This window comes from Actinomadura sediminis, assembly GCF_042675525.1.
In the GTDB taxonomy this organism is placed as follows: Bacteria; Actinomycetota; Actinomycetes; order Streptosporangiales; family Streptosporangiaceae; genus Spirillospora; species Spirillospora sediminis.
Genome location: NZ_JBHTJA010000008.1, coordinates 90,929 through 116,256 on the forward strand (window position 1 = coordinate 90,929; position 25,328 = coordinate 116,256).

The window sequence follows — 25,328 nt, forward strand, 5'->3', positions numbered from 1 at the left end:
GTTCGTACTTCTACGGGGAGGGTGACCATGGCGGTCCGCCCGTTGCGCGACGACCTCGTCCGCCTGCTGGCGGTCGCCGCACACGTCTCCAAGGAGACCGTGGACGAGAACCTGGCGAGGATGGACCTGAGCGTGCGGGAACACGTCGTCCTCACCGCCATCGCCGAGGGCGCGCCCACCCAGCTCGCCATCGCCCACAGGTCCGGTCTGGACAAGAGCACCCTCATCCCGGTCCTGGACCGGCTCGAGCGGCGGGAACTGATCGAACGGCGCCCCGATCCCGCCGACCGGCGCGCCCGCGTCGTCACCATGACCGACGCCGGACGGCACGCGCTGGCCAGCTCCACCCGGACCGTCACCGGGATCGAGACCGAACTCCTCGCAGACCTGACGCCGGCCGAGCGGACGCAGTTCCGCGAGCTGCTGCAACGCATCACCGAAGGACACATGAGCAACCTGTCCGTTCCCGGCTCCTGCCTCTGACCGGGGCCGCCGCGATCACCTCGCGCGGCGGCCCCTCGGTCCCGTCCGGTCCGAAGGGCCGTGATCGCGGCGGCCGGCGCTGTCCGGATGCCGGGACGCCGGTGCGCATGGAAGGTCCCGTGCAGGGCACATGGCGATAGAAGCGAAATATGAGCCACTTCGGAGAGGAGAGCCCGATGGGGCTGATGGACAACCTCAAGAACAAGACGCAACGTGCCAAGGGGCGCGCCAAGGAGAACGCGGGCCGCGAGTCGGGCGATCCGTCCATGGAGGCGGAGGGCCGCAAGGACCGGGTCTCGGGCGGCGCCAAGCAGGCCGGAGAGAAGGCCAAGGAGGCGTTCCGCGAGGTCAAGCGCACCGGCGAGAAGTGACGCCGGGAGGACCGGCGGCGGCCTACCGCGTGCCGCCGTCCAGGTTCTCGCCGAGGGTCTCGATGAGCCGGGGAGCATACCCGGCCTGGACGAGCGGCGCGACGACGTCGCGCCGGAGGTCGGGCAGGTAGCCGAACAGGACGTCCGCCGGCCCGGCGATCTCGACGTCGCCGAGAGCGGCCGGGAGCAGCAGCGTCTCGGCCCGGCCGAGGCGTTCGCGGTGCTCCCCGGCCCGCACCGTCACCGGGGCGCCGACATTGGACAGGATCTGCGCGGTGGCGAAGCGGCGCCGCAGCGGTTCGGCCGTCCCCGCCCGCCAGCGTTCGAGGGCGAAGTACGGGCCCGCGCACAGGAAGAGCCGCTCCACACCGTCGCCGGCGGCGATCTTCAAGCCGGGGACGGGGTCGGGGCTCGGCCCCGGTTTCACCTCCCGCATGAACATGTCCAGGTTCGCGGCGAACTGGTCGTCTCCGATCGTGGAGCCGTCCTCCATGTTCCAGTGCATCACGTGCTGCTGGATGTCGGAGGTCTGCTCGATCTCGTAGACGAGCGTGTCCGGGCCGAAGCTGTGGGGTGTGCCGCCGGGCACGTAGAACGTTTCCCCGGGCCGCACCGGCAGACGGCGCAGGACGCGGTCGAAGTCCTGGGCTTCGAGCGCCGCGCGCAGCTCGTCCTCGGTCACGCCCGCTTTGACGCCGCACAGTGCCGTGGCCCCCGGTGCGGCGTCCAGAATGTGCCAGGCTTCGGTCTTGCCGTTGCGCTCGCCTTCCAGCCGACGCGCGGTCTCGTCGTCGGCGTGCAGGTGGACGGGCAGGGCGCCGCGGGCGTCGATGAACTTGGTGAGCAGCGGGAACTGCTCTCCGGACCACCCTTCGCCCATCAGCTCCTCGGGGCGGTCGGCGACCAGCGCGCGGAGCGGACGTCCGGCCAGCGGGCCGTTGGCGACCTCCGCGGCGGAGCCTTGGACGTCGCTGCACTCCCAGGTCTCGCCGATGCTCCAGTCCGGAAGGTCGCTCTTGCCCAGCCGTTCGGCGATCGCGCGTCCGCCGAACACCAGGGGACGGGCCGTGAAGGTGAGCCGCAGCGGGTACGCGCCGCTCATAGGATCGGCTGCCCGCCGGTGACCGCGACGCGGGCGCCGGACACGTAACCGGCCTCGTCCGAGGCCAGCAGCACGTAGACCGGTGCCAGCTCGGCCGGTTCGCCGCGCCGCCCCAGCGGCGTGTCGTCGCCGAAGCTCTCCACCTGCTCCGGCGGCATGGTCGACGGGATCAGCGGCGTCCAGATCGGCCCGGGGGCGACGCTGTTGGCGCGGATGCCCCGGGGACCGAGCATCTGGGCCAGCGAACCGACCATGTTCGCGATCCCGGCCTTGGTGACGTTGTACGGCAGCAACTGCGGCGGCGGCATGTCGGAGTTCACCGACGTGGACCCGATGATCGACGAGCCGGGCCGCATGTGCGGGACGGCGGCCTTCGCGAGATGGAAGAAGGCGCTGATGTTGATCGCCAGCGTGCGGTCCCACTCCTCGTCCGGGATGTCCTCGATGGAGTCCCGCGTCATCTGGAACGCCGCGTTGTTGACCAGCACGTCCACGCGGCCGAACTCCTCGACGGCCCGGTCGATGATCGCCCGGCAGTGCGCGGGGTCCGCGACGTCGCCGTCCATCAGCACGCAGGTGCGCCCGGCGTCCTCGACCCACCGCCGGGTCTCGGCCGCGTCCTCGTGCTCGTCGAGATAGGCCGCGAGGACGTCGGCGCCCTCGCGGGCGAAGGCGATCGCCACCGCGCGTCCGATGCCGCTGTCCGCCCCGGTGATCACCGCCGCCTTGCCCGCCAGCCGTCCGGACCCGCGGTAGCTCTCCTCGCCGTGGTCGGGCCTGGGGTCCATCTCGCCGGTGAGCCCCGGAGGGGTCTGCTGCTGGGACGGCTGGGGCATCGGTCTCTCCCGGTCCGGTCGAACTGTGCACGAGGTGACTGACCGGGACCGCTACCCATCGCGTCGCGTGCTGCACCGGTGCTCGACCTCAAAAGACACCCGCAACACCGAGTGTTTACGGAGGACGGGTGATCGCTCGGAACCGGCCGTCCGGCCGTCCGGGTGTTGCGGACGGGCGCCGGTTCCCGTTCGATACGAGAGTCGAAGATCGGAGGCGGGATGAGGATCGCGTTCGTCGGGGACGTACACGGGTGCGTGCTCCACGCGCTCGGGGCCGTCGCGAAGCTCGCGGAGGCGCGTGGGGGGCTCGACGCGGTCGTCCAGGTGGGGGATCTCGGGGCGTTCCCCTCGGCGGACCGGTGGGACGACGCGTCGCGGCGGTTCGGGGTCGAGCATCCCGCGCAGCACGACTTCTTCCGGTTGCTGGACCCGTCGCCGGAACTCGCCGAGGGCGTGCGGCTCGCGCTGGCGCGGATGCCGTCCGTCCGGTTCGTGAGCGGGAACCACGAGGACCACGCGTGGCTCGCGGGCCTGCGGGGCGCCGTGGACCCGCTGGGCGCGTTCGTCCACGTCCCGTGCGGGACGATCGCGGACGTCGCCGGGTTGAGGTTCGCGTTCCTGGGGCTGATCGAGTCGGACGGCATGGACTACGACGACGCGGCCTATGCGAAGCTCGCCGACACCGAACCGGGAAGCGTCGATGTGCTCGTCACCCATGACGGGCCCTATGCGATGTCGAGTTACCGGGGCACCGTGCAGGGGTCACCGAAAATGACTGCACTTCTTGAACGTCTCCAGCCCCGCCTGCATGTCAGCGGTCATTACCACCACGAGAACGGACCGCGGCGGTACGGGGAGACGGTGTCGTACTGCCTGGGCCAACTGGTGCAGCCGAAGACGAAACGGGGCGAACCCTTCAACCCGCGGCAGGAGGTCATGCCCGGCAGCATCGGCGTGCTCGACACCGAGACCCTCGGGTTCGAGTACGTCCACGACGCGTGGCTGGCCGACGTCCACGGCGACGACCTCGACCTGGCCCGGCTGCTCTCGCGCTGAACGTCGGAGGCCGCGGCTACCGTTCGTCCGGTGGGGATCCGGTACATCAAGGGGGACGCGACGTCACCGCAGGCGGCCGGCGTGAAGATCGTCGCGCACGTGTGCAACGACCTCGGCGGGTGGGGCAAGGGGTTCGTCCTCGCGGTGTCCCGGCGGTGGAAGGAGCCGGAGGCCCGGTACCGGGCGTGGCACCGGGCACGCGCGAAGAACGGCTTCGAGCTGGGCGCCGTCCAGTACGTGCAGGTCGAGCGGTACGTGTGGGTGGCGAACATGGTCGCGCAACGGGGCATCAGGCCGAGCCGCAACGGGCCGCCGATCCGGTACGACGCGCTCGACCGGGCGCTGGAGTCGCTCGGCGCGAAGGCGCTGGAGCTGTCGGCGAGCGTCCACATGCCGAGGATCGGCTGCGGCCTCGCGGGCGGCCGCTGGGACCGCGTCGAGCCGCTGATCGAGCGGCGCCTGACCGAACGCGGGGTCGCCGTGACCGTATATGACTAGGACGCAAAAGCGGGCGCGGCGGCGCGCGCCGGGCGAACATGGCCGCGGCTTCGCGGCGGGGGGACGGTTGGTCCGTCCATTTCCCGTCTGCTGGAGCGGCGATGAAGGTGAAGGAACGGGAGGCCACCGCGCGGCGGCTGCTGCGTTCGGCGGCCAAGGCGTCGTTCGATCCCGGTGTGGAGATCGACTGGGACGCCCCGATGGAGCCGGGCAAGTACTTCCTCCCGCCCGAGCGCGTGTCCCTGTACGGGACGGACGTGTGGCGGGCGCTCGACGAGGAGCGGCGCATCGAGCTGTCGCGGCACGAGCTGGCGAGCATGACGTACGTCGGGGTGTGGCTCGAAGTGTCGCTGATGCAGCTGTTCATGCGGTTCGTCTACGACCTCGATCCGCGGAGCGCGCACGCGCAGTTCGCGTTGACCGAGGTCGGGGACGAGACGCGGCATTCGGTGATGTTCGGCCGGCTGCTCGACCGGCTCGGCGCGCCGCGGACCCGGCTGCCCGCGATCGTCCATCGGGGCGGGCGGCTGTACAAGGCGGTCGGGTCGGGGCCGGCGATGTGGGCGACGTTCCTCGTCGGCGAGGAGGTCTTCGACCGGATGCAGCGGGCGATCATGGACGATCCGCGCGTGCAGCCGCTCGTGCGGGACGTCAGCCGCATCCACGTGATCGAGGAGGCCCGGCACGTCCGGTTCGCCCGCGAGGAGATCGTCCGGAGCATGCGGGGTCTCGGACGGGCGCGGCTCGCGGCGCACCGGCTCACCGCGGCGGTGACGGCGACCGCGCCGATCGGCTTCATGATCGACCCGGAGGTGTACCGGTGCGTCGGGCTGGAGCCCGCGCGGGGACGGTCGATCGCGCTCGCGAACCCCCACCATCGCGAGACGCTCCTGTGGATGGGCGCGAAGATCGTGCCGTTCCTCGAGGAGCTCGGCCTCGTGGCAGGGCCGGGCCGGGCGCTGTGGCGGCACACCGGGCTCCTGCGGTGAGGCGGGCGGGCCCTCGGCCGCGGGAGCGCCCGGGGGCCCGCCGCCCGGCCCGGACGGCCGGAACGCGGCGGGCCCGGGGCCCGGCGCGGAGTCAGGCGCCGATCGCCCGCATCATCGGCGCCCAGTAGCGGTCCATCTCGGGGCGCCACGCCTCCCAGTTGTGCCAGCCGTCCTCGTACACGTGGGACGTGACGGGGATGCCGAGCCGGCCGAGGCGGCGCAGGAACGACTCGGTGGTGCGGCCGCAGATCACCTCCTGGACCTGCACCGACTCCTCCTCACCGGGGGCCGGACGGTCGTGCGGGCCGGGCAGGCCGGTGCGGCCGCTCGACACGAACAGGCCGACGCCGCGCAGGTTCCGCGCCAGCACCCACGGGTCGTGCGCGAGCCAGTTCGCGTCGTGGACGCCCGGGACGCCCCAGACGTCCGTGGCGTCCTCGGTCTCGGTGTAGAGCGCCTGCGTCAGGACGAGCATGGTGGGCACGCCCGGCATCGTCGTGTGCATGACGCCGCTGGACGCGGCGATGTACCGGAAGATGCCGGGGCGGCGGCCCGCGTACGTCATCGCGCCGCCCGCACCGGACGAGATGCCCATCGCGGCGCGGGCCGTCCCGGCGTGGAAGTTGCGTTCCATGAGCTGGAGGACCTCGACGGTGTGGAACGTCTCCCACATCGGCGGCCCGCCCTCGCCGTCGTTGTACCAGTCGGTGTACGCGCCGTTGGCCGCCTCGGGCATGACGACCATGACGTCGTGGGGCGCGGCGTACCGTTCGATGTCGGTGCTGCGCGTCCACGACACGTAGCTGTCGCGGCCCCCGTGGTACGCGTACACGACGGGCCAGGTGCGCGCGGCGTCCGGCGTCCAGCTCTCCGGGACGATGATCCGCGTCTTGACCCGCTGCGCGAGGCTCGGCGTGTCGATCGTGACGTCGAAGGTGCGGTCGTCCAGCCAGGTCTGGTCGACGATGCGCGCGCCGGTGTCGGCGGGGGCGAAGGACGGCGCGGCGGTGGCCGGGGCGGGTGCCAGAGCGGGCACGGCGGACAGCAGCGCGGCGCCCGCCGCGCCCGCGAGGAACCGTCGGCGGCGCGCCTGCGCGCGCGTGAGGTGGGTCATGCGGAGGAAGCTAGGTGCGCCCGCCGGAGCCGGCGCCTCACACGGGCAACGAAAGCCGCGCCGCCGATTGCGCGGCGGGTGCGTGGACGCCGGTCGGCGGGTGCGGCCGCCGGTCGGGCGGTGGTGCGAACGTCAGTCGGCGGCGAGGGTCTCGAGGACCTGGTCGCCGTACTTCGCCAGCTTGTTCTCGCCGACGCCGCTCACGCCGCCGAGTTCGGCGAGGGTCGTGGGATGCACGGTGGCGATCTCGCGGAGCGTGGCGTCGTGGAAGATCACGTAGGCCGGGACGCCCTGTTCCTTCGCCGTCGCGGCGCGCCAGGCGCGCAGGCGCTCGAACAGCGGAGCGGCCTCGGCGGGCAGCTCGACGGGGGCCTTGCGGTCCTTCGCGGTCTTCGCGGCCTTCGCGGTGGGCCGTTCGGGTTCGCGGCGCATCATCACGCGGCGGTCGCCGCGCAGCACCTCGGCGCTCGCGTCGGTGAGGACGAGCGCCCCGTAGTTGCTCTCGACGGCGATCAGCCCCTGCGCGAGGAGCTGCCGGACGACGCCGCGCCATTCGACGTCGCGGAGCTCGGTGCCGATGCCGAACGTCTTCAGCGCGTCGTGGTCGAACTGGATGATCTTCGCGTTCTTCTTGCCGAGCAGGATGTCGATGATGTGCCCGGCGCCGAACTTCTGCCGCCGCTCCCGGTCGAGCCGCACGACCGTCGAGAGCACCTTCTGCGCGGGGACGGTCGCGTCCCACGTCTCGGGCGGGGTGATGCACGTGTCGCAGTTGCCGCACGGCTCGGCGTCCTGCCCGAAGTAGTTCAGGAGCTGGACGCGGCGGCACCCGGGCGTCTCGCACAGCGCGAGCATCGCGTCGAGGTGGGTGCTCTGCCGGCGCCGGAACGCCGCGTCGCCCTCCCCGGAGTCGATCATCTTGCGCAGGTTGACGACGTCCTGCAGGCCGTAGGCGAGCCACGCCGTGGACGGGAGCCCGTCGCGGCCCGCGCGTCCCGTCTCCTGGTAGTAGCCCTCGACCGACTTCGGCAGGTCGAGGTGGGCGACGAACCGGACGTCCGGTTTGTCGATGCCCATGCCGAACGCGATGGTCGCGACGACGACGAGCCCGTCCTCCCGCAGGAACCGGGACTGGTTCGCCGCGCGCGTCTCGGCGTCCAGCCCCGCGTGGTACGGGACGGCCTCGATGCCGTTCTCGGTGAGGAACTGCGCGTGCTTCTCCACCGAGTTGCGCGACAGGCAGTACACGATGCCCGCGTCGCCCGGGTGCTCGGTCTGCAGGAGCCGCAGGAGCTGGCGTTTCGCGTCCGTCTTCGGCTCGATGCGGTACTGGATGTTCGGACGGTCGAAGCTCGCGACGAAGTGCCGCGCCCGCTCGAGATCGAGCCGGGACGCGATCTCCGCGCGGGTCGCCTCGGTCGCCGTCGCGGTGAGGGCGATGCGCGGGACGTCCGGCCAGCGTTCGTGCAGCCCCGACAGCATCAGGTAGTCGGGCCGGAAGTCGTGCCCCCACTGCGACACGCAGTGCGCCTCGTCGATCGCGAACAGCGCGACGTCGCCGCGGTCGAGCAGCTCCACGGTCGCGGGGAGCCGCAGCCGCTCGGGCGCGAGGTAGAGCAGGTCGAGCTCGCCCTGCACGAACTGCGCCTCGACGATGCGGCGCTCGTCCAGGTCCTGGGTGGAGTTGAGGAAGCCCGCGCGGACGCCGGCGGCCCGCAGGGCGTCGACCTGGTCCTGCATGAGGGCGATCAGCGGGGAGATCACGATGCCGGTGCCCTTCCGGACCAGCGCCGGGATCTGGTAGCACAGCGACTTCCCGCCGCCCGTCGGCATCAGGACCAGCGCGTCCCCGCCGGAGACCACGTGCTCGACGATGTCGCGCTGGCCGTCCCGGAACGTGTCGTAGCCGAACACGCGGCGCAGCGTCTCGTCGATCTCGTCCGTCACGAACGACTCGGGAGTCTCGGGGGAGGACATTCGCCCATACTAGGAGCCGCCGCCGACACCGTGCGTCACTTCGCCACCTTGTGGACGACCTCCGCGGTCAGGTCGTCGAGGCCGTCCGCGACGTGCGCGGCGAGCGCCAGGGCGTCCGGCGCGGGCGGGTGCGCGGGACGCGGGATCGCGATCACCCGCATCCCGGCGGCGTGCGCCGAGCGGAGGCCGTTCGAGGAATCCTCGATCGCGACGCAGTCCTCCGCGGGGACGCCGAGCTGCGCGGCGACCATGAGGTAGCCGTCCGGTGCCGGTTTGCCCCGGTCGACCTCCTCGGTCGAGACGGTCGCGGGGAACAGCGACTCGACGCCGAGCCGTCCGAGGACGATGTCGATCAGCGCGCGCGGGGACGAACTGGCGAGGCCCAGCCGGCGGATCTCGGCCATCCGGCGGACGGCCTCCCGCGCGCCCGGCAGGACGGGGAGGTGTTCGGCGTACCGCTGCGACATGCGGTCGATCACCTCGTACGCGACGTCCTCCGCGGACACGCCCTCGACCAGGTCGGACGCGATGTACTCGGCCCACTCGTCGGTGCTCATGCCCATCAGCCGCTCCTGCGTGTCCGGCAGCCAGCGCCCGCCGAGGTCGGCGACGTAGGCCCGCCGGACGTCCTCCCAGACGGGCTCGGAGTCGATCAGGACCCCGTCCAGGTCGAACACGATTGCCTGCAGGGGCATGGTCGTCCTCCAGGTGCTTCGTTCGCCGGTTCTCGGTCGTACCCGGGCCCGGGGGACCGGAACCCGAATCGGGCGAATGCTGATTTTTCGGATCCGGGCGTGGGGGGTCTGGCATGGTGGGGGTCCTCCGTACCCCCTCCGGAGTCACAGCAGAGGAGCTCTGCACATGGTTTTCGTCGGATTCCTCCTGGTAGCTGCGGCGATCACGGTCGGCGCGGGCGTCCTGCTCGCCAACACCGGCCCCGCCGAACTCGTCGTCTTCGGCCAGGACGTGCCCGTCGTCGACAACGAATGGCAGGTGTTCGTCGCGGGAGCCGCCGTCGCGGCCGTCTTCGTCATCGGCACGATGTTCACGTTCATGGGCGCCGGACGCGTCCTGCGCGCCCGCCGCGACCTCCGCGACCTGCGCGAAGAGCACGAAGAATCGCTCACCACCCTCGAAATGGAGAAGCGGCGGCTCGAACGCGAACTCGCGCGCGTCCGCCGGGGCGAGGCCGGGACGCCCCCCGCCGGGCGGCAGCCGGGACGCCCCGGCGCCCAGGTATGGCCGCCGCGCCCCGCCCCCGCTCCCGCCCCCGCCGGGCAGGGGCCGTCCGCCCGGTCCCCCTTCTTCGACCGCAACGAATGAGGCCGTCTCCTACCAGACGGTGACCGACGCACCCCGCGAAATCGCCGCACGGACTGATGGCGGCCCCAGGCCCGGCCGCGCACTCTGGTGATGTGCGCATTCTTCTCAAGGTCGGCATCACCGCGGTCGCCCTGTGGGCCGCCACCGCGCTGATCCACGGCATCACCGTCCAGGGCGTCACGGGCGTCGGCGACACGACCGGCGGACGTGCGCTGACCCTCCTCGGCGTCGCCGTCGTCTTCGGCATCGTCAACGCGATCATCAAGCCGATCGTCAAGACGCTGGGCTGCGCCTTCTACGTCCTGACCCTCGGCCTCATCGGCCTCGTCGTCAACGCGCTGCTGCTCTTGCTGACCAGCGAGGCCGCCGCGCGCCTCGAACTCCCCTTCCACGTCGACGGCTTCTGGCCCGCCTTCTGGGGCGCGATCGTCGTCGGTGTCGTCGGCTGGGTGCTGAACCTGCTCGTCGGCGACGACGACTGACCGCCCGCCCCGCGGCCCGTCCGGCCGCCCGAACCGCCCGAGGACGCCCGCCCGCTCCTCGGGCGCTTCGCGTTACCGGCCGCCGTCGCCGGTCCCGTCCGTGCGGCGGGACGCGGACGCCTCACCGGAACCGGCCGCCCCACCGCCCCCCGCGTCCCCGGAGGACGCGTCCCCGGAGGACGCGTCCCCGGGGGACGTGTCACCGGGGGACGTGTCCACCCGCGTGGTGTCTTCGGGGGGTGTGTCTGCGGGCGCGGCGTCTGCGGCGGCCTCTTCGGGGGACGCGTCGGCACTGGCCTCGTCGGCGAACGCCGCGCCGCGGGACCTCGGGAGGCCGGGCGTCGAGTCGTCATCGGAGGCCGGGGAGCCGGGTGCCTCGTCCACGAGCGTCGCGTCTGCCGTCCCGTCTTCAGGGGACGCGTCGGCACGGGATTCGTCGGTGAACGCCGCGCCGCGGGACGACGCGTCCGGCTCGGGTTCGTTCTCGGGGGCCGGGACGTCGGGCGCCGCGTCCGGGGCGGGCAGGTCTCCGGGGACCGGTTCGTCGGGCGCCGCGTCCGGCTCGGGTTCGTTCTCGGGGGCCGGGACGTCGGGCGCCGCGTCCAGGGCGGGCAGGTCTCCGGGGGCCGGTTCGTCGGGCGTCGCGTCCGGGGCGGGCAGGTCTCCGGGGGCCGGTTCGTCGCGCGTCGCGTCCGGGGCGGGTTCGTCCTCGGAGGTCCGTTCGTGGGGTGTCACGTCCACGGCGGGCTCGGCCCCGGATGTCGGTTCGTGGGCGCCGGACGTCAGGACGTCCGGCGCCGCCTCCGCGTCGGGTTCGTCGTCGGGCGTCGGGTCCGGCGCGGGTGGGGCCTGGAGCGTCGGTCCCTCGGGAGGATCGTCCCCGGTGGGGCCGTCGCCGTCCGGTGTGCCGGCGGACGGCGGGGCGTGGGGGGTCGCGTCTTCGGGGTGCGTCGCCAGGGGCGCGGCGGCGGCGCGGCTGAGCGGGCCGCGGGAAAGGCGGTCGGCGGGCTCCGCGTCGGCGTACTCCCGGTGGGCGGGCGGCGGTGCGCCGGGCGGGCCGACCAGGACCCAGCGGCGGGTGCGGACGGCGCCGACGAGGAAGTCCGCGTCCCGGACGTCCCCCGCGGTGATCAGCGCGTCGAACTCCGCGTCGTCCAGGGCGAGGCCCGCGGCCACGGGCGTCGCGACGACCACGTCGGCGGTGCGGAGGAGGAGATCGCCGTCGGGCGCGCGGCCGTCCAGGTACGCGGCGAGTTCCTCGATGCGTGCCATCACGCGGTTCTGGTTCGCGGCGATCGCGTCCGGCTCGACGGACGGGTCGGCCCCGCAGATCTCCTCGACGTGCTCCCGCCCGCGCGCCTCCGCCTCCTCGGCCGTCCGCAGTTCGGCTTCGCGCGCGGCGAGTTCGTCCTGCGCCTCCGCGGAACGGCGTTCCAGTTCGGCGGACGCCTCCGCCGCGCGCCGCGCCGCCTCCTCGGCGGCCGCGCCCTCCCGTTCGGCGACGGCCAGCGCCTCCTCCCGCGCGGCCCGCGCCGCCTCGACGCGCTCCTCGATCTTCCGCGCGGCCTGCTTCGCGACCCGGGCCGCCAGGCCCGCCTCCGTCGCGCGATGCACCGCCTCCGCCGCGAGACGCGCCTGCTCACGGTGCTCGGCGTCGGCCCGCTCCCGCTCCGCCGCGAGCCAGGCCAGTTCCTCGCCGAGCCGCTGCTGCGCCTCCCGCGCCGCCCCGATCCGGGCGCTGCCGTCGGTGACGAACTGGTCGAGGCCCCGCCGCAGCCGGTCGGCCTCCTCCGCCGCGTGCCGGGCCTCCGCCGCCCGCTTCGCCGCCTCGTCCGCCTCCCGCCGCCGCGCCTTCACCTCGGCGCGCATGCTCCGCAGGCCGGACGGCGGGGACGCCACGTGCAGCCGCTGACCGAGCGACATCTTCTTCTGCATCGCCGACAGCGCCGACTCGGCCGACACCAGCCGGTAGTAGCTCGCGTGCCCCTCCGCCGCCGCGTCCGCGTCCGCCGCCACCGCCCGCTCGGCCTCCCGGACCGCCGCCGGCAACGCCTCCCGCGCCCGCTCCAGCTCGTCGGCCAGCGACTCCTCCGTCTGCCGCGCCGCCTGCATCTCGCCCTGGGCGGCCTGCTCCCGCCGGGACAGCTCCATGCACCGCGCGTGGGCCGCGTCCGCGACGCGCGTCAGCTCGCCGGCCTCCGCCGACACCGTGTCCGCGGCCGCCTGCAGCCGCTCCGCCTCTTCCCGGGGGCCGGCCAGTTCCGCTTCGGCCGCACGCTGCTCGACGTCCAGCCGCTCGGCGTCCGCCGACGCCTCCGTGGCCGCGCCCGCCGCGACCGCGGCGGCGTCGCGCGCCTCCTCGATCGCCGTGGCCAGCGCCGCCCGCTCCGCCTCGAACGCCTCCCGCCGCCGCACGTTCTCGGCCCGCACCGCTTCGAGCGTCGCATGGTCGCGCGGCCACTGCTCCAGCCACATCAGCCCGCGCCGGAGCGTCCGCAGCTCCGTCTCCCACGACTGCCGCCACGCCACCCCGGCCGCCCGCAGCGCCGCCCCGCGCACCCACGTCTCGGGCGCGGACGGCACCGGCAGCGCCTGCGCCCGCGTGACGTTCGGCACCCGCTTGAACTCGACGGTCCCGTGCGGCGGCTTCGGCCGCTCCGGCGGCCTGCGGGGCGGCTCGGGCGGCGCGTCCCCGGGCTCGGTGTCCACGGCCAGCGCGAACACCCCGGCGTCGTCCTCGACCTCGCGGAGCACCGCGGCCGCCCGCAGCGCCGTCGGCGCCAGCACGAGGACCCGCTCCCCGGCCGCGAGAAGCCCGTCCAGCACCTCCCGGACGGTCGCCGCCACGTGCGCCTCATCGGACACGGGCACGATGCGGACACCGTCCGCCTCCGGCACGCCCCGTCCCTCGATGACGAACCGGGCGAGAACGTCCCAATCCCCGACCACTCGCCGCTCGCGGAACGCCCGGAGCGCCGCCAACTGGCCCGCCCAGCCGACCGTCCCGTCCTCGCGCGGCGCCGCATCGAACCCCTCGTAGACGTCGATCAGCGCCGCGCAAACCCGCTCAACACCCTCGTCGAAGCCCCCGTCCCCGCCCGACCCGCCGCCCGAACCCCCGTCCCCGCCACCGTGGCCGCCCCCGGCACCGGTCGGCGCGTCGCCGCTCGCCTCGCGCTGGGTGCTGGTGGTGGGGACGTCTTGCGGGTCGCCGTCGTCCGGATCCGCGATCCCGGGCGCCTGGTCGTTCGGCGTGTCGCCGCTCTCCGAGCCGGTCGGGGCGTCGCCGCCGCTTGCCTCGGGCTGGATGCTGGTGGTGGCGTCGTCCTGGGCGGTGCCGGACGCGCTGGGCGGTGCGGGCTCGCTCGCGGAAGCCGCTTCAGTTCCGGCGTCGGTCGTCGCGGGCTCGTCGGGGGTTGCTTCGGGGGTGGGCGTGTCGTCGGAGGCGATCCCTGGTCCGGCGCCTGCGCCGCCGTGCTCGGTCGGGGTGGCGGCGGACGTTTCGTGGTGGGGCGCCTCCGCGTCGGGGAGGTCCCCTCGCTCGTCGGCGGCACCGCCCTCCGGCGCCGTCGCGGGGCGGTCGTCCTTGTCGTCGCTCGCTCTAGGGCGCGTGCCGCCGGTCTCGCCGCGTTGCGCCGCCCGCTCGTCCGAAGGGACGTCCCGTGCGTCGTCCGGGGGCGTGGTGCCGGACGTCCGGCCGTGCGCGGCCTCGTCGCTGCTCGGCTCGGCCGGCGTGCTGCTGGTCTCACCGTGCTGCGAGGCTCGCTCGTCCGCGAGGGCGTCCCGTGCGTCGCCGTCGTCGCCGTCCGTCGCGCCGGGAGTCATGGCGTCGACCCCCGGGCCGGGCGCGGGGTGGTCGTCCTGGGCGTCGCTCGGTTCGGGGTTCGTGCTCTGGCCGTGCCCCGAGATGCGCTCGGGGTCGGGAGCGCCTTCCGCAGCGGGGGCGCCCACCGGCTCGGCCGCATCGGCCTCGGGGGATGCGTCGGGCAGGACGCGCTCGTCCGTGCGCGTGGTGCCGGGCCCGCTCGGCTCGGCCTGTGCGCCGGTGCTCTGGCCGTGCTGCGGAGCCCGTTCGTCCTCGGCGGGTTCGGGCGGCGGGGGCGTCGCGCGGGTTCCCGTGGCCGTGTCCGTCTCCTCGGACGGCGGCGGGGTCTCGGCCTCCGCGTCCGGTTCCCCGGGGGTCGGCAGCGGGAGTACGGCCGTGGGGATCTCGGATTCGGGGACGTACGTGGTGACGGCCTCGTCGCCAGGTTCGCTCGTTGACTTGTTCACCGACGCCATCCCCGTCCCGATCGACCTCGCGGCCGTTTTTCTCCTCTTCTGCTCGTGTCTAACGTCTCACACCCGGCGAAAGTGCGGCCTCGTGATGATCTTCACGGGCGGACGTGTCAGTGCGGGTTCGTCGCGAGGAGTTCGGCGAGCAGGTCGTCGAGGGTGACAATGCCCGTGAACTCGCCTTCGGTGTCGTTGACGACGGCGAGGGGGGCGCGAGTTCGGCGGAGGCGGCTGACGGCGTCGAGGACGGTGGTCTCGGCGGTGAGGACGGGCGCGGGGTGCGCGAGGTCGGCGGCGCGGCGTTCGCCGTCCGGTTCGGTGATCGCCGCGCGGACGTGCACGATGCCCGGGCGGCTGGGGTCGCGGACGAGCAGCCGGCTGTGGCCGCTCGCGGTGGCGACGCGCCGGATCTGTGCGGCGGTCGCGTCGGGGGCGATCGTGGTGACGGACGTCGCGGGGACGACGAGGCGGCCGACGGTGACTTCGCGCGCGGAGATCGCTCGGCGGAGGAGTTCGTGGTCGTGCCGGCCGATGAGTCCGAGGCGGCGGGATTCGCCGAGGAGGTGGCTCAGGCGGGCGGGGTCGGTGTGGTCGTCGAGTTCGTCCTTCGGGGTGACGCGGAAGAGGCGCAGGAGGGCGTTCGTCGTCGCGTTGAGGGAGGCGAGGACGGGACGGGAGATCTTCGCGAACGCGCGGAACGGGAGCGCGAGGATGAGCGCGGCCCGTTCGGGGTGCGAGATCGCCCAGGACTTGGGGGCCATCTCGCCGACGACCATGTGCAGGAACGTGACGACGGCGAGCGCGCACGCGAGGGCGATGGCCTTCGTGGCGGCTTCGGGGACGCCGAGGGCGTGCAGGGGCGGTTCGAGGAAGTGCTCGAAGGCGGGTTCGGTGACGATGGCGAGGCCGAGGGAGCACATGGTGATCCCGAACTGGGCGCCCGCGAGCATCAGGGACAGTTCGCGGACGCCCGCGAGGGCCGCGACGGCGGGGCGGCTGCCGGAGGCGGCGGCCCGTTCGAGCTGGGGGCGGCCCGCGGCGACGAGCGCGAACTCGGCGGCGACGAAGAAGCCGTTGCCGGCGAGGAGCAGGACGGTGATCAGCAGGGTGGTCAGCGGGTCCATGCGGCCTCCCGCTCGGCGGCGGCGTCGAGGCGCTCGTCCCCGGACAGGTTGATCTTCACTTTCTGCGCCACCCGGCGTTCGATGCTGACGACCTCGATCTCCACGCGGGCGGCGGGGAGGCGCAGGTCGAGGGTGAGGCGGTCGCCGGGGGCGGGGAGGCGGCGGAGTTCGGCCATGACGAGCCCGCCGAGGGTGTCGTAGGAGTCGCCGCGGGGGAGGTCGAGGCCGATGATGCGGGAGACCTCGTCGACGCGCAGGCCCGCGTCGACGAGCCAGGAGCCGTCGGGCGCGGACGTGGGGGCGTCCTCGTGGGCGTCGGTCTCGTCGGCGATCTCGCCGACGAGTTCCTCGGCGACGTCCTCGAAGGTGAGGATGCCGGCGAGGCCGCCGTACTCGTCGACGACGCACGCGAACTCCTCGCCGGTGTCGCGCATCTGCTCGATGACGCCGTACAGCGGCTGGCTGCCGGGGACGAGCAGGGCGGGGCGGGCGATGCGGGCGAGGGGCGTCGCGGGGTCGAGGGAGTCGTCGGCGACTTCGCGGACGCCCGCGACGCCGACGACGTCGTCGACCTCGGTGCCGTAGACGGGGTAGGCGCTGTGCCCGGTCTCCCGGATGAGCGCGACGAGGTCTGCGGCGGTGGCGTCGGCGGGCATCGAGCGGACCTGCGGGCGCGGGACCATGACCTCGTCGGCGGTGCGGTCGCCGAACGACAGGGCGCGTTCGAGGAGGCCGGACAGGTCGGCGGGCAGGTGCCCGGAGCTGTGCGACTTGCCGATGATGTCGCCGAGTTCCTCCAGGGTCGCGCCGCTGTGGAGTTCTTCGACGGGTTCGACGCCGACGGCGCGCAGGAGCCGTTCCGCGGAACGGTCGAACAGCCGGATCAGCGGCCCGAAGATCGTCAGATAGACGAGGGTGGACGCGGCGAGGGCGCGGGCCAGCGATTCGGCGCGGGCCAGCGCGAGGTTCTTCGGGAACAGTTCGCCGAGCAGCATCTGGATGAGCGTCGCGAGGACGAATCCGGTGGCGAGGGCGATCGCTCCGGTGGCGCCGTCGGGGATGCCGGCGACGGCGAGGACCGGTTCGATGAGTTCGGCGAGGGCGGGTTTGGCGATGAAGCCGACCACGAGGGTCGTCATCGTGATGCCCAGCTGGGCGCCGGAGAGCATGAACGACACGCGGCCGATGACCTTCACGGCCCGTCTGGCGGAGGTGTCGCCGCGTGCGGCGGCCTGTTCGAGCGTCGCGCGGTCGGCGGCGACGAAGGCGAATTCCTGGGCGACGAAATAGCCGGTGGCGGCGGTGAGGACGATCACCGCGAGCACACCCAGTACAGCGGTCACCACGATGCACCGGGTCTATGACTGGGGTCCGACACTGCGGACTCACTGCTCCTTTCAGTCGAGGCTCATCTGGGTAACGCCATCTTGCGTCATGACGTTCCCGGTGGAAAGAGTACGGCCACGGCTTTCGAACACCGGAAGCCGTGGGCGGCGAGAGGGTGCCTGTGGAGAAAGAAGCTTGTCTCGCCTAGTGTCACGGATCACACTTGTTGGGGAGTGTCTGCCCGATCCTGGTGCGATCCGTGCTCCCAGTCGCACGGGCGGGCGACGCGCCCCCACGGGGACCTACAGAAGACGCGGGGCTGACGTGGACGAGAGCGGGGCCGGGGCCGCCGCGCCCATGAGCCGGGAGGGGGTCGACCATGCCCTGCGCGGGCTCGAGGCGGAACGCGACCGCATCTCGGCGGCCCTGGTGGACCTGGAGGGGCACGAGGGGCTGCGGCTGCTGAAGGGGGCGCGGCTCGCGGGGGAGACGTCGCGGCGCTGGGAGGCGGCGCGGGCGCGGCTGACGCTGCTGTGGCGGCTGTTCGAGGCGTACCGGGGGGTGCTGGACAGGGCGGTGGAGCTGCGGGGGCGGGGCCGGGCGGACGCGGCGACGGCGGCGGAGCTGTCGGGGCTGCTGTCGGGCGCGTCGGTGCCGCTGCCGGACGGCGAGGTCCCGCTGGCGGACCGGACGCTGCTGGGTCCGCGGGAGCGGAGCGTCTCGCTGGACGAGGCGGTGGCGCTGATGTCGGAGGCGTTCGAGTTCGTGGCGCGGGAGGTCGCGGCGGCGGACGCGGCGTGGTCGGCGCTGCTGCTGCCGCTGGAGGAGGCGGAGCGGCGGTGGCGGGACGCGGCGAAGCTGGCGCACGCGCTGGACGGGACGCGGCATCCGGAGCTCGACCGGCTGGGGCGGGAGCTGACGGCGCTGGGCCGGGTGGTGCGCACCGATCCGCTGTCGCTGGTGCGGGACGGCCGCGCGGACACCTCGCGTCTGGACCGGCTGTGCGGGACGCTGCGGGCGCTGGGGGACGAGCTGGCGGGCGTCGCCCGGTTGCGGGACGGCTACGACGCGGTCGCGGGGCAGCTCGCGGACGCGGTGGCGGAGGTGGCGCGGGTCGAGCGGGAGGCGGCGGAGGCGTACGAGACGGTCCGGGTGAAGATCGGGTCGTCGACGCTGCCGGAGCCGGCGCGGGATCTGGCGGCGGGGCTGCGGGACCGGATGGCGGCGCTGGAGCGGCTGCGGGAGGCGGGCCGCTGGGTGGAGCTGGCGGGGCGGGTGGCGCAGCTCGAGCGGGCGGCGGACGACGCGCTGGAGCGGGCGCGCAGCGATCTGCGGCTGAGCACGGGCCTGCTGGACCGGCGGGCGGAGCTGCGGGGGCGTCTGGACGCGTACCGGGCGAAGGCGGCGCGGCTGGGGCTGGCGGAGGACGAGCGGCTCGGCGCGCTGTACGAGGAGGCCCGGGACGTGCTGTGGACGGCGCCGTGCGATCTGCGGCGGGCGACGGCGCTGCTGGCGGAGTATCAGCGGACGGTCCGGGCGGGTGAGGCCGCGCGATGAACCGGTGCGCCCAGCCCGGCTGCGCGGGCGTCGTGGACGAGGACGGTTTCTGCGACGTCTGCGGCATGGCGCCCCCGGACGAGCCGGTGCCCGAGCCGGTCGCGGCCCCGGCCGGGGCGGCGCGGACGGTGCCGGGCGCGTCGGGCGGGTCGCGCGGTTCCGGGTCGTCGGGCGGGAGCGGTTCGGGGCGGCGCGGGATGCTGGGCGCGGGGCTGGTGGAGGTGCCGCCCGTCCCGGCGCGGGACCCGGCGTCGGCGATCATGCGGGATCCGGTGGTGCCGGAGGGCCGGCGGTTCTGCAGCCGGTGCGGGGAGAAGGTCGGGCGGGGCCGGGACGGGCGTCCGGGCCGCACGGAGGGGTTCTGCCCGCGCTGCGGGCACGCGTTCTCGTTCACGCCGAGGCTGCGTCCCGGGGATCTGCTGGGCGGCCAGTACGAGGTGCTGGGCTGCCTGGCGCACGGCGGGCTGGGCTGGGTGTACCTGGCGCGGGACCACAACGTCAGCGGCCGGTGGGTGGTGCTGAAGGGCCTGCTGGACGCCGGTGACGAGGATTCGCTCGCGGCGGCGGCGGCCGAGCGGGCGTTCCTCGCGGAGGTCGAGCACCCCAATATCGTCAAGATCTACAACTTCGTGCGGCACGGCGACTCCGGCTACATCGTGATGGAGTACGTGGGCGGCCGGTCGCTGAAGGACATCCTGCTGAGCCGCCGCGACGAGGCGGGCGAGGACGCGGCGCTGCCGCTCGGGCAGGTGCTCGCGTACGGGCTGGAGGTGCTGAGCGCGCTCGGGTACCTGCACGGGGTGGGGCTGCTGTACTGCGACTTCAAGCCCGACAACGCGATCCAGTCGGAGGAGCAGCTGAAGCTGATCGACCTCGGCGGGGTGCGGCGGATGTCGGACAGGGACGGGCCGGTGTTCGGCACGCCGGGATATCAGGCGCCGGAGGTGGCGTCGCAGGGCCCGTCGGTGGCGTCGGACCTGTACACGGTCGGGCGGACGCTGGCGGTGCTGAGCTTCCCGTTCCGGGGGTACACGGGGCGGCATCTGCGGAGCCTGCCGCCGCGCCACGAGGTGCCGCTGTTCGAGCGGTTCGAGTCGTACCACCGGGTGCTGCGGCGCGCGACGCACCCGGACCCGTCGCGCCGGTTCCGGAGCGCGGCGGAGATGGCGGACCAGTTGACCGGGGTGCTGCGGGAGGTGCTGTCGGCGGAGGACGGGCGGCCGCGCCCGGCGCCGTCGCCGCAGTTCGGGCCCGAGCAGTTCACGGCGGGCGCGGAGGTGGCGGCGGCGCGGCCGGGCGGTGCGGCGCCCGCGCCGCGCGCCGCTCCCGGCCCCCGCGGAGGCCGGGCCGTCCGGACGCCGTCGCGGTCCTCGTGAACGCGCGCGGCTCGTCCGACATCGCCGTCCGTCTCCCCCCGGTCGGCCGCGCCCGGTCGGGCAGAGTTCTCCGGGGCGGCGAAAGAAGTACATCAAACTACGTCAACCGGTTCATCCTCCTCAGGGACAGACGTCCCCTCCTTCCCGGGAAGCACACGCGACCTACCGCACGAAGCCGACATATGGTCGCTACATATGGCCCCGGCGGCGTCACCATGCAGGCGGGTTGACTAGGCTGCATCGACGGAGCGGACCGCAGAGTGCCGGCCGCACGGAGACCCGTGTAACCCCCACTCGTGTGGTCGTCGTTTGGCTGTCAATCCGTAAAAGGAAGCCTCGTGGACCTGTTCGAACATCAGGCGAAGGAACTCTTCGCCGAGTACGGGGTACCGGTGCCCACCGGCAAGGTCGCCCATACTCCCCAGGAAGCCCGGGCCATCGCGGCGGAGCTGTTCGCCGCGGGGAGCTCGAAGGTCGTCGTCAAGGCCCAGGTGAAGACCGGTGGCCGCGGCAAGGCCGGCGGCGTGAAGCTCGCCGACACCGCCGACGAGGCCCAGGAGCTCGCCACCCAGATCCTCGGCATGGACATCAAGGGCCACACGGTCCACAAGGTCCTGATCGAGGAGGGCAGCGCGATCGCGCAGGAGTACTACTTCTCGTTCCTGCTCGACCGCGCCAACCGGACCTTCCTGTCCATCTGCTCCGTCGAGGGCGGCGTGGAGATCGAGGAGGTGCCGCACGACCGGCTCGCCATGGTGCCGATCTCGCCGCAGGACGGCGTCGACCGCGCCAGGGCCCGCGCGATCGCCGAGCAGGGCCGCCTCCCGCAGGAGGCCCTCGACGGCGCCGCCGAGCTCATCGAGCGCCTGTGGGCCGTGTTCACCGACGAGGACGCCAGCCTCGTCGAGGTGAACCCGATGATCCTCACCGCCGACGGCCAGGTGAAGGCGCTCGACGGCAAGGTCACCCTGGACGACAACGCCTCGTTCCGGCAGGAGCACGAGAAGCTCGAGGACAAGGCCGCCGCGGACCCGCTGGAGGCCGCCGCCAAGGCCAAGGACCTCAACTACGTCAAGCTGGACGGCAGCGTCGGCATCATCGGCAACGGCGCCGGCCTCGTCATGTCCACCCTCGACGTCGTGTCGTACGCCGGCGAGGAGTTCGGCGGCCAGAAGCCGGCCAACTTCCTCGACATCGGCGGCGGCGCGTCCGCCGAGGTCATGGCCGACAGCCTGGAGATCGTGCTGTCCGACCCCGACGTCAAGTCGGTGTTCGTCAACGTCTTCGGCGGCATCACCGCCTGCGACGCCGTCGCCAACGGCATCGTCACGGCCTACAAGCTGCTGGCCGACCGCGGCGAGACCGTCAACCGCCCGCTGGTCGTCCGGCTGGACGGCAACAACGCCGACCTCGGCCGCAAGATCCTCACGGACGCGGGCCTGAACGGCGTGCAGCAGGTCGACACCATGGACGACGCGGCCAAGCGCGCCGCGGAACTCGCAGCGGCAGGTGCATGAGCATGGCCATCTGGCTCACCGAGAACAGCAAGATCATCGTTCAGGGCATCACCGGCTCCGAGGGCACCAAGCACGGCCGCCGGATGCTCGCCTCCGGCGCCAACGTCGTCGGCGGCGTGAACGCCCGTAAGGCCGGGCAGTCCGTCGACTTCGACGGCACGACCCTCCCGGTGTTCGGCACCGTCGCCGAGGCGATGGCCGAGACCGGCGCGGACGTCTCCGTCGTGTTCGTCCCGCCGAAGTTCACCAAGGACGCCGTCGTCGAGGCGGTCGACGCCGAGATCCCGCTCTGCGTCGTCATCACCGAGGGCATCCCGGTCCACGACACGGCCTTCTTCTGGTCGTACGCGGAGTCCAAGGGCGGCAAGACCCGCATCATCGGGCCGAACTGCCCCGGCATCGCGTCCCCCGGCAAGTCGAACGCGGGCATCATCCCCGCCGACATCACCACGCCCGGCCGCATCGGCCTGGTGTCGAAGTCCGGCACGCTGACGTACCAGATGATGTACGAGTTGCGCGACATCGGCTTCTCCACCTGCGTCGGCATCGGCGGCGACCCGATCATCGGGACGACCCACATCGACGCCCTCAAGGCGTTCCAGGACGACCCCGAGACCGACGCCATCGTCATGATCGGCGAGATCGGCGGCGACGCCGAGGAGCGCGCGGCCGCCTACATCGAGCAGAACGTGACCAAGCCGGTCGTCGGCTACGTCGCCGGGTTCACCGCCCCCGAGGGCAAGACGATGGGCCACGCCGGCGCCATCGTGTCCGGTTCGTCCGGCACCGCGGAGGCGAAGAAGGAAGCGCTGGAGAAGGTCGGCGTCCGCGTCGGCAAGACCCCCAGCGAGACCGCCCGCCTCATGCGCGAGGTCATGAAGAACCTCTGATCACCCGACCGGACCCCGAAAGACGCCCGAGCCGCCCGACGGCCCGGGCGTCTTTCGCGTCCCGGACGACAAAGACGACACGCCGGGCGGGCGGGCGGGACCGGCGCGGCGGGGGTGCCAGCATGGGCGGGTGAGCGATGCGAGGGCCCGAGAGCGCGGCGAGACGTCCCGGGGCGCGCGCCCGGAAGCGGCGGAGCGGCGGCACGCCCGGGGCGGGCCGGAGAAGCGGCGCGGCGGGCCCGGGCGGCCGCGCGGCGGAACGGGACGTCCGCTGCCGGTGTCGGGGCTCGTCGCGGCGCTGTGGTGCATCGGCATCGGCCTCGCGGTGCTCACCACGATCACCCTCATCGGGTGGATCGCCGCGCCCCGCACGGCGTTCGGCAACGGGCTCCCCGGGGTGTTCCGGACGGCCGTGAACTTCTGGCTGATCTCGCACCACGCCGGGTTCTCCACCGGGCACGGGCGCGTGGGGCTGCTGCCGCTCGGCGTCCTGATCCTGCCCGGCGCGCTGCTGTACCGGGGCGGCGCGTGGATGATCCGCGGGATCGGGCTGCCGGACCGGCCCCGCGTCGCCGTCGCCCGCGTCGCGGTGTCGCTCGCCGCGCCGTACGCGGCGCTCGGCGGAGCGCTCGCCCTGGCCGCGACCGGCCCCACGATGCGCCCGTCCGCCTGGCAGGCCCTCGTCGCGTGCTGCACCGTCGCGGTCGTCGCGGGCGGGCTGGGCGCCGCGCGCGCCGTCGTCGCCGCGCAGGTGGCGGCGGAGGCGCGGGGACGCCGCGTCCGCTCGGGACTCGGCGCCCTGCTGCGCCTCCTGCCCGACCGGGCCCGCTCCCTGGTGATCGGCGTCGCGGGCTCGACGGCCGTGCTGCTCGCGTCCGGCGCGCTGCTCGTCGCGGTGTCGCTGGCCCTGCACCTGGAGGACGCCGAGCACCTCTACGACATGCTCGGCCCGGGCATCGTCGGCGGCGTCCTGATCCTCCTCGTCGAACTCGCGTTCCTCCCGAACGCCGTCATCTGGGGCATGTCGTACGCGATCGGGCCCGGGTTCTCGGTCGGCGCGGGCACGACCGTGTCCCCGACCGGCGTGTACCTCGACGTCGTCCCGGCGTTCCCGCCGCTGGCCGCGCTCCCCGAGCCCGGCCCGGCCCCGGCGGCGTCCCTGCTGGCCCTCGCCGCCCCGTTCGTCGCGGGCGCCGTCGGCGGCGCGCTGACCGTCCGGTCGGCGCCGAGCGACGCGAACGAGGCGGCCCCGCTGTGGGGCTTCGTGTCGGGCGCCCTCACGGGCGTCGTGGCGGCGCTGCTGGCCGCCCTCTCCGGCGGTCCCCTCGGCGGCGAGCGGATGGCGACCGTGGGCCCCTCCCCGTGGCAGGTCGGGCTGATGGCCACCCTCGAGGTCGGCGTCTCCGCCGCGATCGTCGCGTGGTGGGCGAACTGGCGGCTGACCCGCCGCGCCGCCGACCCCGCGGACGTCCCGCGCCGCCGCCCCCGCCGCACGGCCCGGCCCTCGAAGGCGGCGAAGGCCGCGCCCGCCGCCGAGGCGGCGGAGACCACCGAGACCACTCAGACCACCGAGACCACTCAGACCACCGAGACCACTCAGACCACCGAGACCACTCAGACCACCGAGACCCTCGTGGCCCCGCGGACCGCGCCCGTCCCGGACGCGCCGCCGGAGCCGCCGCGTTCCCCGTACGCGCCCGGGCCGCTGGAGTTCGAGGAGGCCGAACCGGTCCTCACGCCGCGCCGCCGCCGCCGGGCCCCCGAGCCCGAGCCCCCCGCGGCCTCCGCGGACGAACCGGTCCCCGCCCCCGAACCGGGCACGGTGGTCGTCGAGGGCCACATCGTCGACGAGGAACCGGACGAGCCCGTCCCCGCACCCCGCGCGGAGCCGCCCGCGCCGGGACCGCACGCGCGGGAACAGCACGGGCCGGAACCGCACGGGCCGGAACAGGCGCCGGAGCCACAGGGGTCGGAGCGCACCGAGAACCGGGGCGGGGCGATCTACGTGCTGCGCAACGAGCCCCGCCCCGAGTGAGCCGGCGCAGGGGGACCCGGCGCAGGAGGTGAGTCAGAGCAGGTCGCCGTACTCGTCCATGCTGCCCTCGGGCAGCCCCATCTTGTCCTCGATCTTCGGGAACCACTCGTCCTGGCACGCCTGCCGGTCGATCCCGGTGTTGGCCGAGCCGACGCACGACTGGTAGCCGCTCAGCTCCGTCCACAGGAACGCCGTCAGCGCGACCGACAGCGACGCCAGCACCAGCCCGATCGAGCCCAGGACGATCCCCGCCACGGCCCCCGGGGCCGACCCGTGCTCGCGCCGCGCCGTCCGCCGGGACCGGACGCCCACGACCACCGCCGCGACGCCGACCACGAGGCCCAGCGGGTAGAAGAAGAACGCGGTCAGCAGCGCCAGACCGCCGAGCCACAGGGCCCGCCAGCTGCTCCGCTCGCCCGGCCGCGGCCCCGGCTTCCCCTGCGGCCGTCCCCACGGGTTCTGCGGGGGCCCCTGCTGCGGCCCCTGCGCCTGCCGCCACGGGGGCTCCTCGCCACCGGCCCGCTCCGGCGGGTCGGGCCGTCCGGGCGTCCCGGGCTCCCCGGGCCGCTGCGCGGCTTCGGGGCCCCCGGCGCGTTCGGGCAGGTCCGGGCGTCCCGGGGTCTCTTCGCGGCTGGGCGGGCCCGCCGGTCCGGGCTGCTCCGCCGGTTCCGGCGTGTCGCTCCGCTCGGGCAGGTCGGCGCGTCCCGGTGTCTCCTCGCCGGACGGACCGGCCGGTTCGGGCTCCCGCGCCGGTTCCGGGGCACCGGTCCGCTCGGGCAGGTCCGGGCGTCCCGGGGGCTCCTCCCGGCCGGACGGCCCCGCCGGCCCCGGCCGCCGTGCCGGATCGGGGGCACCGGTCCGCTCGGGGAGGTCGGGGCGTCCCGGGGTCTCCTCGCCGCCGTTCGCCGCCGTCGGCTGCGCCGGGGACGCGCCCGCGGGTCGGCCGTCCGTCCGGTCGCCCTCGGGGGCCGGATGTCCCGGCTGCTCGCTCACTCGT

General features: G+C 74.0%; 20 protein-coding genes and 1 pseudogene. 12 read left to right on the forward strand and 9 right to left on the reverse strand.

Annotated elements, in window-relative coordinates; all coding sequences use genetic code 11:
* Nucleotides 1-27 precede the first annotated feature (27 nt).
* Together ACFQ11_RS07055 and ACFQ11_RS07060 are read left to right on the forward strand one after the other, a co-directional pair.
* Nucleotides 28-483: a MarR family winged helix-turn-helix transcriptional regulator gene (locus ACFQ11_RS07055; protein WP_378297081.1), complete on the forward strand. Its 456-nt coding sequence runs from the start codon at nt 28-30 to the stop codon at nt 481-483.
* Between the two features lie 149 nt (nt 484-632).
* Entirely contained in the window at nt 633-854 is a 222-nt protein-coding gene (locus ACFQ11_RS07060) for a CsbD family protein (protein WP_378297082.1), read from the forward strand.
* A gap of 22 nt (nt 855-876) precedes the next feature.
* On the opposite strand, the gene ACFQ11_RS07065 is transcribed toward ACFQ11_RS07060, so the two are convergent.
* Together ACFQ11_RS07065 and ACFQ11_RS07070 are read right to left on the reverse strand one after the other, a co-directional pair.
* A complete protein-coding gene (locus ACFQ11_RS07065) occupies nt 877-1,956 on the reverse strand; it encodes a type I phosphomannose isomerase catalytic subunit (RefSeq protein ID WP_378297084.1) in 1,080 nt (359 codons plus the stop codon).
* Nucleotides 1,953-2,792, reverse strand: a complete 840-nt coding sequence (locus ACFQ11_RS07070) for an SDR family oxidoreductase (protein WP_378297085.1) — start codon at nt 2,790-2,792, stop codon at nt 1,953-1,955. Before ACFQ11_RS07070 ends, ACFQ11_RS07065 begins: the two co-directional genes overlap by 4 nt.
* A gap of 219 nt (nt 2,793-3,011) precedes the next feature.
* On the opposite strand from ACFQ11_RS07070, the gene ACFQ11_RS07075 reads away from it, so the two are divergent.
* The 3 genes from ACFQ11_RS07075 (at nt 3,012) to ACFQ11_RS07085 (ending at nt 5,335) form a co-directional block, all read left to right on the forward strand.
* Entirely contained in the window at nt 3,012-3,848 is an 837-nt protein-coding gene (locus ACFQ11_RS07075; RefSeq protein ID WP_378297087.1) for a metallophosphoesterase family protein, read from the forward strand.
* A gap of 30 nt (nt 3,849-3,878) precedes the next feature.
* Complete coding sequence (locus tag ACFQ11_RS07080; protein WP_378297089.1) at nt 3,879-4,346, forward strand: macro domain-containing protein; 468 nt, start codon at nt 3,879-3,881, stop codon at nt 4,344-4,346.
* Nucleotides 4,347-4,447: 101 nt separating this feature from the next.
* Nucleotides 4,448-5,335: an AurF N-oxygenase family protein gene (locus tag ACFQ11_RS07085; RefSeq protein ID WP_378297091.1), complete on the forward strand. Its 888-nt coding sequence runs from the start codon at nt 4,448-4,450 to the stop codon at nt 5,333-5,335.
* A gap of 91 nt (nt 5,336-5,426) precedes the next feature.
* Here the strand turns inward: ACFQ11_RS07085 and ACFQ11_RS07090 are convergent, their stop codons facing one another.
* The 3 genes from ACFQ11_RS07090 to ACFQ11_RS07100 form a co-directional block, all read right to left on the reverse strand.
* Complete coding sequence (locus ACFQ11_RS07090; protein WP_378297092.1) at nt 5,427-6,449, reverse strand: alpha/beta hydrolase; 1,023 nt, start codon at nt 6,447-6,449, stop codon at nt 5,427-5,429.
* Nucleotides 6,450-6,581: 132 nt separating this feature from the next.
* Nucleotides 6,582-8,426 carry a DNA helicase RecQ gene (gene recQ, locus ACFQ11_RS07095; RefSeq protein WP_378297093.1) on the reverse strand — a complete coding sequence of 615 codons (1,845 nt, stop codon included), beginning with the start codon at nt 8,424-8,426 and terminating at the stop codon, nt 6,582-6,584.
* Between the two features lie 35 nt (nt 8,427-8,461).
* Nucleotides 8,462-9,121, reverse strand: coding sequence for an HAD family hydrolase (locus tag ACFQ11_RS07100; RefSeq protein WP_378297094.1), 660 nt, complete (start codon nt 9,119-9,121; stop codon nt 8,462-8,464).
* A 166-nt stretch (nt 9,122-9,287) separates the two neighbouring features.
* On the opposite strand from ACFQ11_RS07100, the gene ACFQ11_RS07105 reads away from it, so the two are divergent.
* Both ACFQ11_RS07105 and ACFQ11_RS07110 read left to right on the forward strand, forming a co-directional pair.
* Nucleotides 9,288-9,749 carry a hypothetical protein gene (locus ACFQ11_RS07105; protein WP_378297095.1) on the forward strand — a complete coding sequence of 154 codons (462 nt, stop codon included), beginning with the start codon at nt 9,288-9,290 and terminating at the stop codon, nt 9,747-9,749.
* Between the two features lie 92 nt (nt 9,750-9,841).
* Nucleotides 9,842-10,231, forward strand: coding sequence for a phage holin family protein (locus ACFQ11_RS07110; RefSeq protein ID WP_378297096.1), 390 nt, complete (start codon nt 9,842-9,844; stop codon nt 10,229-10,231).
* A 72-nt stretch (nt 10,232-10,303) separates the two neighbouring features.
* Here the strand turns inward: ACFQ11_RS07110 and ACFQ11_RS07115 are convergent, their stop codons facing one another.
* From ACFQ11_RS07115 to ACFQ11_RS07125, 3 genes are all read right to left on the reverse strand, one after another.
* A complete protein-coding gene (locus ACFQ11_RS07115) occupies nt 10,304-14,503 on the reverse strand; it encodes a hypothetical protein (RefSeq protein ID WP_378297097.1) in 4,200 nt (1,399 codons plus the stop codon).
* 116 nt (nt 14,504-14,619) lie between these two features.
* Entirely contained in the window at nt 14,620-15,630 is a 1,011-nt protein-coding gene (locus tag ACFQ11_RS07120; protein WP_378297098.1) for a hemolysin family protein, read from the reverse strand.
* Nucleotides 15,618-16,973, reverse strand: coding sequence for a hemolysin family protein (locus ACFQ11_RS07125; protein ID WP_378297099.1), 1,356 nt, complete (start codon nt 16,971-16,973; stop codon nt 15,618-15,620). The genes ACFQ11_RS07120 and ACFQ11_RS07125 overlap by 13 nt, the downstream gene beginning before the upstream one ends.
* Before the next feature lie 307 nt (nt 16,974-17,280).
* Between ACFQ11_RS07125 and ACFQ11_RS07130 the strand changes: the two genes are divergently transcribed.
* The 5 genes and pseudogenes from ACFQ11_RS07130 to ACFQ11_RS07150 all read left to right on the forward strand — a co-directional run bounded on the left by ACFQ11_RS07130 (nt 17,281) and on the right by ACFQ11_RS07150 (nt 24,331).
* Nucleotides 17,281-18,513, forward strand: coding sequence for a hypothetical protein (locus ACFQ11_RS07130; protein ID WP_378297101.1), 1,233 nt, complete (start codon nt 17,281-17,283; stop codon nt 18,511-18,513).
* Nucleotides 18,510-19,844: pseudogene (locus tag ACFQ11_RS07135) on the forward strand (protein kinase domain-containing protein); the annotation flags it as partial. The gene ACFQ11_RS07130 and the pseudogene ACFQ11_RS07135, both read left to right, overlap by 4 nt.
* Before the next feature lie 383 nt (nt 19,845-20,227).
* Complete coding sequence (gene sucC, locus ACFQ11_RS07140) at nt 20,228-21,406, forward strand: ADP-forming succinate--CoA ligase subunit beta (RefSeq protein ID WP_378297102.1); 1,179 nt, start codon at nt 20,228-20,230, stop codon at nt 21,404-21,406.
* Nucleotides 21,407-21,408: 2 nt separating this feature from the next.
* The gene (gene sucD, locus ACFQ11_RS07145; protein WP_378297104.1) at nt 21,409-22,296 is read left to right on the forward strand and encodes a succinate--CoA ligase subunit alpha; all 888 of its coding nucleotides are present in this window, start codon (nt 21,409-21,411) and stop codon (nt 22,294-22,296) included.
* Between the two features lie 130 nt (nt 22,297-22,426).
* The gene (locus tag ACFQ11_RS07150; RefSeq protein WP_378297106.1) at nt 22,427-24,331 is read left to right on the forward strand and encodes a cell division protein PerM; all 1,905 of its coding nucleotides are present in this window, start codon (nt 22,427-22,429) and stop codon (nt 24,329-24,331) included.
* A gap of 33 nt (nt 24,332-24,364) precedes the next feature.
* Here ACFQ11_RS07150 and ACFQ11_RS07155 read toward each other — a convergent pair whose 3' ends face one another.
* Nucleotides 24,365-25,324, reverse strand: a complete 960-nt coding sequence (locus ACFQ11_RS07155) for a hypothetical protein (protein ID WP_378297108.1) — start codon at nt 25,322-25,324, stop codon at nt 24,365-24,367.
* Nucleotides 25,325-25,328 lie beyond the last annotated feature (4 nt).

What these genes read in the sequence shown, in the direction of transcription:
- ACFQ11_RS07075 (WP_378297087.1), top strand. Translation starts at nt 3,012, where the DNA reads ATGAGGATCGCGTTCGTCGGGGACGTACACGGGTGCGTGCTCCACGCG.
- ACFQ11_RS07065 (WP_378297084.1), bottom strand. Translation starts at nt 1,956, where the DNA reads ATGAGCGGCGCGTACCCGCTGCGGCTCACCTTCACGGCCCGTCCCCTG.
- recQ (WP_378297093.1), bottom strand. Translation starts at nt 8,426, where the DNA reads ATGTCCTCCCCCGAGACTCCCGAGTCGTTCGTGACGGACGAGATCGAC.
- sucD (WP_378297104.1), top strand. Translation starts at nt 21,409, where the DNA reads ATGGCCATCTGGCTCACCGAGAACAGCAAGATCATCGTTCAGGGCATC.
- ACFQ11_RS07090 (WP_378297092.1), bottom strand. Translation starts at nt 6,449, where the DNA reads ATGACCCACCTCACGCGCGCGCAGGCGCGCCGCCGACGGTTCCTCGCG.
- ACFQ11_RS07085 (WP_378297091.1), top strand. Translation starts at nt 4,448, where the DNA reads ATGAAGGTGAAGGAACGGGAGGCCACCGCGCGGCGGCTGCTGCGTTCG.
- ACFQ11_RS07120 (WP_378297098.1), bottom strand. Translation starts at nt 15,630, where the DNA reads ATGGACCCGCTGACCACCCTGCTGATCACCGTCCTGCTCCTCGCCGGC.
- ACFQ11_RS07070 (WP_378297085.1), bottom strand. Translation starts at nt 2,792, where the DNA reads ATGCCCCAGCCGTCCCAGCAGCAGACCCCTCCGGGGCTCACCGGCGAG.
- ACFQ11_RS07060 (WP_378297082.1), top strand. Translation starts at nt 633, where the DNA reads ATGAGCCACTTCGGAGAGGAGAGCCCGATGGGGCTGATGGACAACCTC.
- ACFQ11_RS07055 (WP_378297081.1), top strand. Translation starts at nt 28, where the DNA reads ATGGCGGTCCGCCCGTTGCGCGACGACCTCGTCCGCCTGCTGGCGGTC.
- ACFQ11_RS07105 (WP_378297095.1), top strand. Translation starts at nt 9,288, where the DNA reads ATGGTTTTCGTCGGATTCCTCCTGGTAGCTGCGGCGATCACGGTCGGC.
- ACFQ11_RS07100 (WP_378297094.1), bottom strand. Translation starts at nt 9,121, where the DNA reads ATGCCCCTGCAGGCAATCGTGTTCGACCTGGACGGGGTCCTGATCGAC.